Origin of the sequence: Citrobacter sp. MGH 55 (genome assembly GCF_016906145.1) — a bacterium.
In the GTDB taxonomy this organism is placed as follows: Bacteria; Pseudomonadota; Gammaproteobacteria; order Enterobacterales; family Enterobacteriaceae; genus Citrobacter_A; species Citrobacter_A amalonaticus.
The window spans coordinates 4,770,062-4,776,399 of sequence record NZ_CP070239.1; the positions used below are offsets into that span (position 1 = coordinate 4,770,062).

The following is a 6,338-nucleotide window of genomic DNA, read 5'->3' on the forward strand; positions in this document are numbered from 1 at the left end:
TAAAAAAAAACGAATCGTTACAAGTCCTTTTCAGGATTAAAGAGATCGCATGATTTCATACCCCCCCCATTTTTCACCAATGAAATGGGGAACTTATGTTCAAGGAAATACAAGGATCTGTAAATGAAAAGCAAAAATATTAATATCGTGCGCAATCATCGCCAGGTTTTACACGCAAAGCTGGCTCCGACCTGCTTTGCAACGATGCTTGCGCTTGGAATGATTATGCCAGCTCACGCTGCGGTTGTAGCAGGTAATACTAACCAACCGGGTATTCATACCAACGCAAATGGCACTACCGTTGTTGATATTAATAAAGCCAGTGCGGGTGGCGTTTCACATAACGTTTATTCTGAGTTCAACGTAGACAGCAACGGCGTTATTCTGAACAACAGTAGCAGCAATTCGAATACGCAGTTAGCCGGCCAGATTGATGGCAACGCTAATATGGCGAACGGCAGCGCAAAAGTGATTCTTAACGAAGTGCGCTCCTCCGATCCGAGCCAGCTTAACGGCATGATCGAAGTCGCCGGTCAGTCTGCTCAGGTCATTATTGCTAACCCATCAGGTATTACCTGCGACGGTTGCGGTTTTATTAACACCAACCACGCTACGCTCACCACGGGTACCGCCACCTACGATAATCAGGGCAACGTAACCGGACTGGACGTCAGCAAAGGCCAGGTGTCTATTACCGGTAAAGGTATGGACACCCGCTCCACTCAGTACACCGACATTATCGCTCGCTCCGTGAAGGTCAATGCTAAGCTGCAGGCGAATGAGCTGAACATCATTACCGGTAATAACCGTATTGATAAGAATGGTCGCGTACAGAAAAAATATGACGCCAGTACCAGCCCGGATGTCGCGCTGGATGTATCTGCGCTGGGTTCCATGTATGCCAATAAAATATACATGGAAGGGACAGACAGCGGCGTCGGCGTGCGTATTGATCACGCAGACCTGACCGCGACGGATACCTTGTCTCTCAATGTTGATGGCGTGATTGAAAACAACGGCGGCCATATTAGCGGTAAAAACTCCACTGCCGTAATGGGGTCATCTGTTCTGAACCATAATGGCCAGATCACGTCTGATGGGATGGTTTCCGTTTCTGCCGACGAATTACTGGACAACAGCAATGGTCAAATCAAAGGCAATTATGTTGATTTGTCTGGTAAAAACACAGTAAACACCCATGGCAAGATTCAGGGAAACCAGCAGACCACCATCATGGCGGATTCGCTGAATAACACCCAAGGCGAAATCACCAGCGAAGGCGCCCTGAGCATCGCTCGCTCTTCTAACAGCTATAACTCCTGGGGAGCGACCGGCGTCAATAATACAAACGGTCGTATCAATGCTAAAGGCTCGTTGACCGTGAACTCAGCAAATCTGGACAATACGTCTGGCAGCCTGGCAAGCAACGGCTCGATGAGTGTTAACGTCGATACGCTGACCAACAATAATGGGGTTATTTCTGCAGGTAATGGCTGGAATATGATTAACGCCTCCATGTTGAATAATGATAACGGCGTTATTCAGACTCAGGGACGTGACAGCCAGTTGCAGGTAAGCGGCAATAACATGCTCTCTAACCATAACGGCACGATTCATAGCGACGGTTCCGTTTCTATTAATGGCGCACTGGATAACATGTCCGGCACGATTTCTGCCGGCAATGATATCTTCATGTATGGTTCGTCTTATTATTCTGATCTTGCCAGCAAGCTGGAGGCGGGTCACAACCTTGATATGACGGTGACAAATACCTTCCAGAACGCAGGGACTCTCGCTGCGGGACAGGATATGTCATTAACCATCGGTTCCAATGGTTGGGGCAGCTACGGTGGCCCAGCTCAGAACAGTGGCTCTATTACCGCCAACGGTAATTTGAATCTGCAGATGAATAGCAGCGTGTTTAATAACAGCGGTGCGATCAATGCTAATCAAATGAACCTGCAACTGTCCGATCTTGCTAACAGCGGTACGATCTCCAGTAACAATGACATCAACGTTAACGCCAACAATGTCTATAACCTGATGCATGGCAACATGAATGCTGGCCATAACATCTACATCACAACCTCTTCTCTGATGACTGACGCAGGAAGCGTTATTCAGGCAGGGGAAGATGCTAGCCTGTTTGTGATGAGCAACCTGAACAATACCGGTGATATCCGTGCCGCGCATGATATCAACCTCAATGTGATGGGAAGCTACGGTTATTCACAGAGCACCTCTTATAACAACGGTACCATTGCCGCTGGTAATCAATTGAATGCCCAGATGGATCGCGTGACGTTGATAAATAGCGGTACGCTGAGCGCGGAAAACGGCATTACGCTGACCACTAATTATCTGAACAACGGCGGCAATATCTCCAGCACCGGTGATGTTAAGCTGAATACGTCTAACGGTATGTTCAACGAAAGCACCGGTAAAATTACGGGCGATCACGTTTATACCACGGGTTACGTCACTAACATGGGCGTTATTAATGAAACGGGTTCGGCTAATCAGGATGATGGCGCAAATACCCCTGACAACAATAATACCGATAATGGTGGTTCGACCAATAACGGTGATAACACCGAGGTACAGCCTAATGGAACACCTGCAGGGAACGGTGTCTGGGAAAATGGCGTCGTTTATAAGCCAGGTGACATGTATTATGGCTACGTCGTGGTAGATATCATCTATTATCCTGGCGGTTATGTTATCTGTACTGGGATTTAATATATTTTAGTTCCAAAGCCCCATGAAGTTATGGGGCTTTATTAATTTAATTTAGAAATGCTTCTGAGGTTCAGTACCTACAGGGAAGAGTTAAATATCATGATTGTTTATCGTACCAGCCTCAGTCTCATTCTTTTCTCACTGTTCGCGATACACCCTGGCATCGTGGAAGCTGAGCCCGTCTCAGGCCAAGGTGCCACCAGTCAACAACAGGATCAGGCAAGGCATAATCAGCTTGCTCCTCAAAGTAAGACCTTGCTCACGGCAGAAAATGTACAGGATAGCGATACGCTGATCCTGCCCAAAGAATCCGTCTGCTATGACATGAAACACGTAGTTATCGACAAAACGGTCGCCCTGCCCCACTGGCTAACCTTTAACGATCTTATTCGCCAGGTTGAAAAGCATTGCATCGGAATACAGGGGATCACAGCCCTGCATAAAGCCGTCCAGAATCGGTTAATCTCCCATGGATATATTACCAGCCGGGTGTTAGTTCCAGACCAAAATTTAAAAGAGGGAACATTAACCCTGCGAATTTTGCCCGGTCGTATCAGTGAATGGCTGTTACAAAATCAGGAAGGCCGCACCGTTCATCGCTGGAATAATTTCCCGGAAGCTGAAGGCGACGTTCTTGATTTACGCGGTCTGGAACAGGGACTGGAAAATTTGCAGCGTATTCCCGGATCGCAGGCAAGTATTCATCTTGTTCCCGGTGAACATCCTGGCGATACTCGCGTAGAAGTCAGTCGCAGCCAGAATAAAGCATGGCGTCTGGGGACGTGGATGGATGACGCCGGAAGTAAAAAAACGGGGCGTTATGAAGGCGGTCTGGCCTTTTACCTTAATAACCCCACGACGCTGAATGACATTTTTTATGTTGCTTATGGCGGCGGTTTTAAAAATGAGTATGGACGTCGCAACGACAACACTTCCGCCTTCTACTCCGTCCCGTGGGGCTACTGGCTGCTTGAACTCTATGGCAGTAAATATCGCACGGTTCAGACAATCCATAGCGGTGATTACCACTATCAGTACAGCAGCAGTGAAACATTACTGACTGCAGAAATCAAACGCGTTATCTACCGCAGCGCCAGCCAAAAAACAACGCTGGGTTTGAAAGGCATTAAACGTGATTCACACTATGACCTCAACGATGTTGAAGTGGAAGTACAGCGCCGGGACACCAGCAGCTGGCAACTCAACCTGGAACATTTAGCTTATCTGCCCTTTGGGCAACTCACCTCCCGACTGGGATATCAACATGCCGCGCACTGGTTTGGCGAACAAGCCGATGCCGAAGAAATGGTAGGTAGTGCCGATCCCCTGGCGCGCATTATTACCCTGAGCGTCGACGGCACATTTCCGTTTAAAGCTGGCGATCTGTCGATGAGCTATGAGCCACATTTCATGCAACAAACGTCACCGGATAAACTGACGCAGCCGGATAAATTTACCATCGGTAACCGCTGGACGGTACGTGGCTTCGACGGTGAATCCTCCATTTATGCTGATAAGGGCTGGTATCTGCGTAACGACATTAACCTGAATCTCCCCAAATGGGGAATGCAGCCCTATGTTGGCTTTGATTACGGGGAAGTCAGCGGTTCGAAAAATGATTACTGGAGCGGCACGCGCATCGCCGGTGCGGTTGCCGGTGTGCGAGGTGTTAAAGGCAACGTTGGCTATGATCTTTTCGCCGGCGTTCCGGTGATAAAACCTGATGATATGCAGACCAGTCCGTTTACACTTGGTTTTTCAGTGCAGTGGCAATATTAAATCGATGCCTGAATGGATCAGTCTTAGAATGGACAGGACTTAAATAGCGCCATCTTGAGTGGGTAAATACAATATCGATTTACCCACTCAAGAATATTATGCCCGCCCGAATGCTCGCGTTTTGCAAATCTGGGGAAACCTTCACTTCCTCCCGCCTTGTGCAGCTTTTTTTATACTTCCTGCTCAGTTTTTACTGGTTAGTGCTGATTCATATTCCCTGGCCAAACGGCGGCGATTACGGCATGAATTTACCGATGAACCTGCTGTCGTGGGCTGCGATTTTGCTTCAGGCGCTGATCGTCTGGCTGTCGCTGCAAGCGGATAAAATACGTCTGACACCCACGTTTTTATGCCTGCTTCTCAGTGCGATAGCATTTACGTTACCCGTCTTCTGGTCACCTGACCAGGGACTCGCCATCGCCCTTCCTCGACTAACAGGGATCTGGGGAGGCGTGTTTACCTATCTCACCTTACTTCAGTACCCACCGCGGGAAAAAGAAATTGTTGCTCTGAGCTATATGATCGCTGCGGCAGCTTGCATTGAAACCGTTTATTCTCTGATGGGTTTCTGGTGCCCACAATGGCTTCCCTTCCCGCTTAACGCACTGGCTGAAAATTATTCCGGTGGCGCACCGGGTATTTTTCAACAGCGTAATGTCACCGCCACATTTCTGGCGACAGGTTTATCTCTTCTGCTGGTGTTGATGGCGGACAGGCAGCGAACGCTTAAATCGTTTCGCGCGGAAACTGCGCGGAGGTTCGCAATCTGTTTTGCAATTATCCTCATCTCTGCGACGCTGGTACTATGTCGTTCCCGAATTGGCTGGCTGGGCGGTCTGTGCGGAATTGCCTGCGCATCGCTTCTTTTCTGTCAACAATGTTGGCGTGACAGAACCACGGGTTGCCAACGCCTTGCGATTATTTTCTTACCGTTCATCGGTGGTCTGTTGGGTTCGGTTTTGCTCCAGGGTTCCGTATTACATTCGTTGGCTCATGAAGGGTCAAATCAGCAACGACTCCTGACGCTGGAATACACCGTGCGCCTTATCATGACGCATCCCTGGAAAGGGATTGGCTTAGGCATGTTTGAATCGGTGTATCAAAATTTTATGGCCGATCTTCCTTTCGAGAATCCTGGCCGGGAAATGATGCAGCATCCACATAATGAGACGTTATTTATTCAGGCGGAAGGCGGAATTGTCGCCCTCCTGGGCGGGTTGATTCTTTTATGGGGTTGGATTATTTTATTCCGCCGCCCAAAAAGCTTGTGGCAGTGGGTGACGCTGTTAACCACCCTACCGATTTTGTTACACACTCAGGTCGAGTTTCCTCTTTATTACTCCGTTGCGCACTTTTTTCTCATCCTGCTACTAATGGGTGCAACTGAAAGCCGTAAATCCACGTTCACCTTGCCGGTAAAATATCTGCGTCCAGCCCTGGCCGCAACCGCACTGTACGGTATTGTGCTGTCAATGCAACTCTTTCGCGCCAGTGTGACACTGGGAGAATTCGAAACGGGCCGACTTGAACCACCGGAAAGTATTCGTCAATTATCCGTGCCCTGGCTGATGCAAATACGCTGGCAGCGGGATCTCTCCCGCTTACATCTGATGCATTTTAATCAAAGCGGTAATATTAATGAGCTAGATTTATTTGCTCAGGAGAATGCCGAGTGGATCACAATGCATATGGAAGAAGATGCCTGGAGCGACCAGATTAATATTCTGATGTTTCTGCAAAAGCGGGAAGAGGCGCTGGCGCTAAGGCTGCGGGCTCATCGCTTAATGCCATGGGATGATCGCTTTAATCCGGGTGAGTAA

Annotated in this window: 3 protein-coding genes; all 3 read left to right on the forward strand. The window is 48.6% G+C overall.

What is annotated here, in order from left to right; genetic code table 11:
- Nucleotides 1–123 precede the first annotated feature (123 nt).
- On the forward strand, nucleotides 124–2,739 hold the full coding sequence (locus tag JTI98_RS19950; protein ID WP_252869605.1) for a filamentous hemagglutinin N-terminal domain-containing protein: 2,616 nt from the start codon (nucleotides 124–126) through the stop codon (nucleotides 2,737–2,739).
- A 99-nt stretch (nucleotides 2,740–2,838) separates the two neighbouring features.
- Nucleotides 2,839–4,518: a ShlB/FhaC/HecB family hemolysin secretion/activation protein gene (locus JTI98_RS19955; RefSeq protein WP_216081715.1), complete on the forward strand. Its 1,680-nt coding sequence runs from the start codon at nucleotides 2,839–2,841 to the stop codon at nucleotides 4,516–4,518.
- A gap of 242 nt (nucleotides 4,519–4,760) precedes the next feature.
- Nucleotides 4,761–6,338, forward strand: a complete 1,578-nt coding sequence (locus JTI98_RS19960; protein WP_216081716.1) for a PglL family O-oligosaccharyltransferase — start codon at nucleotides 4,761–4,763, stop codon at nucleotides 6,336–6,338.